1 protein-coding gene and 3 pseudogenes (2 of these 4 running past the window's edge) are annotated in these 3,765 nt (G+C 46.8%); 3 read left to right on the forward strand and 1 reads right to left on the reverse strand.

Annotated features, from left to right (window positions below; genetic code table 11):
- Window positions 1–639, reverse strand: a 639-nt coding sequence (locus E0E16_RS08580) for a phage integrase SAM-like domain and Arm DNA-binding domain-containing protein (RefSeq protein WP_181951348.1), incomplete at its 3' end; no start/stop codon positions are given.
- Between the two features lie 299 nt (window positions 640–938).
- Between E0E16_RS08580 and E0E16_RS08585 the strand changes: the two are divergent.
- Window positions 939–2,081, forward strand: a pseudogene (locus E0E16_RS08585) (type IA DNA topoisomerase); the annotation flags it as partial.
- 92 nt (window positions 2,082–2,173) lie between these two features.
- Window positions 2,174–3,765 (forward strand): annotated as a pseudogene (locus E0E16_RS08590) (DUF2958 domain-containing protein) (its annotated part continues 16 nt past the right edge of the window); the annotation flags it as partial.
- Window positions 3,763–3,765 (forward strand): annotated as a pseudogene (locus tag E0E16_RS08595) (transposase) (its annotated part continues 513 nt past the right edge of the window); the annotation flags it as partial. The pseudogenes E0E16_RS08590 and E0E16_RS08595, both read left to right, overlap by 19 nt.

Genomic DNA, 3,765 nt, shown 5'->3' on the forward strand with positions numbered 1-3,765 from the left:
GTAACCAATGAACGGATACATGTCTATCATGCCATTTTTGACAGCCTTGTTCACAACTGCCTTCAATGCAGCCAAGGCACTGCATATACTGCCACGTTTCAGTTTTCGGTCTATTGTCAGAAAGTATTCATAGCCTTCTATAAAGGAAATATCCAGCTCCATGAGCGGAATATCACTTAACTTGTATTTCCTACGCACATACTCCCGAAGAAGAGTTTGCTGATAGGTACGCAGCTCCAGTGTTTTCATTGCCCGGTCTATGCCCACTCTTTCATGAATCTGTGTGAGGTACTCAGCATAGCACTCTAAAAGCATTGCGCTTTGACAAAGCTGTCCCTGATAGGCATTGCGCACATCCGTAGCCGTGAATGACTCTCCACTTTCGCAAAGTTCCCGATAGCGTGCATGAATGAGTGCAGTGCATTCATTCAAATACCGGTTGATAGAATTTGCGATGGCACTCTTGCCGAGAAGACGTTGCTTTCTGCTATCCCAAAGAGATAATGGGACTTTCTTTTTGGCGGAAAAGGCGGAATGCTTCCTGCCCAGTTCTATCCGTCCGATAAGCGGCACCATGCCTTTTTTGTCCGCTCGTTTAGCCTGTGTGAAAAACGAGACTTTCAGTTTGTTTTCTTTCATTTTTCTGTCATTTTTTTCTAATTTCCTTTGCTTGCAAAGGTACATACGAACAAGAGTTCTTGAGCTATGCAGAAAAATGAAAGATGAGGAATAAAAACCTATGCCACAGTTGTTTATATTCAATTCGTAACCCCTTTTTGCTTTGTGCCCTATGGGTTACGAGTTGGTAACGGAACTATTGCCGTTTTTCGCTCAATCTTGCCATATCACAAAATGCAGAAAAGTGCATAAGTTGTTATTGTTCAAGTGTTTCCGTTCGTGTTTGCCCTTTCTTCTTTCATTGTCATTATTCTATGAACTATCCCCGCACAGGCAGCCGATACATCAGTGAGGATGTTTTCGAGGAAGTACCCGCCCTACTGCGCAAAATAGGAGAAACGATAGAAACACCATTAAACCGCCATTCGGTGGACAACGCAAAGATTACTGACCACCACGCCATTATTCCTACTGGGGAAACGCCTTCAGGAATGTCGGCAGATGAAACAACTATCTATCAAATGGTGGTCAATCGCTTCATCGAAGCATTTTCTCCCGATTCAGAGGAAGAGCGTATGCTGGTTCGTTTCACGGACGGCAACAGCACTTTTGCTTGGAAAGCGTGCCGACAAATCTCCTTGGGTTGGAAAGCCGTGCAGAAAGGTAAAGAAGCGGAAGCTGAAAAGAAAGAAGGGGGTGAAGAACAGGTTTTGTCTTCATTGCCAAACCTGATAGAGGGAGAAAACTTGCCTGTACTTGATGCAGAAATCACCGAGGATAAGACCAAGCCAAAACCTCTCTATACGGAAGCTACTTTACTTTCAGCAATGGAGAATGCTGGGAAAGAGGTCGAGGATGCAGAAAGCAAAAAAGCTATGGCAGAATGCGGTATAGGAACACCAGCTACCCGTGCCAACATCATCGAAACACTTATCCTGCGTGACTATATCCGAAGGGACAAGAAAGCAATTATACCGACCGAAAAAGGCTTGGCTGTCTATGAGATTGTCAAGGACAAGCGAATCGCCAATGCGGAGATGACAGGGAGCTGGGAACTGACACTTGCCGCCATTGAAGCAGGACAAATGCCGCCCGAAAAGTTCGCACAAGGCATCAACTCCTACGTTGGTACCATCTGCGAGGAACTCCTCTCGCTGGCTCCCAAACAGAAGTCTTATCCCACCTATCGCTGCCCCAAGTGTGGCACTGAGAGCGTGGGCATCTATGCCAAGGTTGCCAAATGCAGACATGAGGGCTGTGACTTTCATATCTTCCGTGAGGTTTGTGGCACGCTGCTCACCGAGAACTACATCCGGGATTTGCTAACCACAGGACGTACACCCATTCTCAAAGGATTGATCAGTAAGGCAGGCAAAAAGTTCAACGCCCGACTTGTCCTTAATGAAGATTACACCACTTCTTTTGAATTTGAAAACAGGAAAGAAAAACAACGAGGAAGATAATCCCTATAGAAACAAAGCGGAACAGAACAGGTCGGAAGGTGATATACTGTTATCTTCCGACCTTTTTCCTCCGTAATTAAAAAGAAAATACTATGGCATACAATAAGAAAAACGTCCTTGAAGCCAACACAGAAGCCATCCGTGTTGTGCTTCGCTTGGAAAAAGAACGCCGTGAAGCCACCGAAGCCGAGAAAGACATATTGCGTGGCTATCAGGGCTTCGGTGGCTTGAAATGCGTGCTGAACCGATGTGATAGCCCCGATGACCTACGCTATTGGAACCAGTCGGAGCAACAACTCTTCGAGCCAACCCAAAGGCTAAAACAGATGATTTACCGTGAAGCCTTAGATGCTAACACCGCCAAGCGGTATTGGGAGAGCATCAAGGCAAGTGTACTGACTTCCTTCTATACCGATACCCGTATCGTGTCTGCTATATCGGACGCACTTGCCTCCACAAACCTGCAGATAAGACGATGTTTAGACCCTTCTATGGGTATGGGTGCCTTTGCTGAGACCTTTGCAAAGCAAGCGGGTGTTGTAGATGCAATGGAAAAAGACCTGCTCACTGCTCGTATCAGCCAAGCCCTGCACCCGTATGGAAAAGGAAACATCTTCGTTAGAAACGAGCCTTTTGAAGCTATTGGAGAACTGGAAGGCAAGGACAAATACGACCTTGTTACAAGCAACATTCCTTTCGGGGATTTCATGGTCTATGACCGAGAGTATAGCAAAGGTAAGGACACTCTTAAACGTGAGTCCACACGTGCCATTCACAATTACTTCTTCGTGAAAGGTCTGGACTGCATCAAGGAAGGTGGCTTACTGGCATTCATCACCTCGCAGGGTGTATTGGACAGTCCCCGCAATGAAGCCATACGTCGTTATCTGATGCAGAACAGCCGCCTTATCTCCGCTCTCCGACTGCCATCGGGTATGTTTTCTGACAATGCAGGAACGGACGTAGGCAGTGACCTCATCGTCCTACAGAAGCAGACGGGTAAAGAAATCAGCGAGGGCATTGAGCAGCAGTTCGTAGAAACTGTTTCTGTTCCCAAGGAAGAAGGGTCTTCAGTCATCTTCAAGCATAACTCTCTTTTTGTAGGAGATTGGAAGGACATTTCTCATCGCACCATTGCCACGGAGCGCACGATGGGTACAGACCCCTACGGCAAGCCTACATGGGAGTATCGCTTCGATGGCAGCATTGATGATATGGCGGAGAGTATCAGGACACAGCTCTCCTTGGAAGTTGAGCAACTCTTTGATCGCAAACTCTATGAAACAGGCGTACCTATGACGGAGGAAGAACGGCAGAAAGAAGCCGAGAAGCAACTGCATAAGTTAGGAATAACGGTTGATTTGCCCAAAGAGGACCCAAAAACGGACAAGGAGGCAAATAACGCCTATAATCTGATGCCCGACAGTATTAGAAAGCGACTACCTAAACTGTACAGCACAGAGAAAGGATTGATAGGCGATAAGGTCGCCTACGCACGTTATTTCTTCCCGATGGGAGCTTACACGGCTTATCTTTTGGAGTACGACCCTAAGAACCGTATAGGTTTCGGTGCTGTCACGATGGGCTACGGCTGGGAGTTGGGCAATATGTCGCTTGACGAGATGGAGGAAGTGAAGATTCATGGGCTGGGCATCGAGCGCGACCTGTACTTCTCTCCTAAGAA

The sequence above is a fragment of the Prevotella rectalis genome (assembly GCF_900607215.1).
GTDB lineage: Bacteria > Bacteroidota > Bacteroidia > Bacteroidales > Bacteroidaceae > Prevotella > Prevotella brunnea.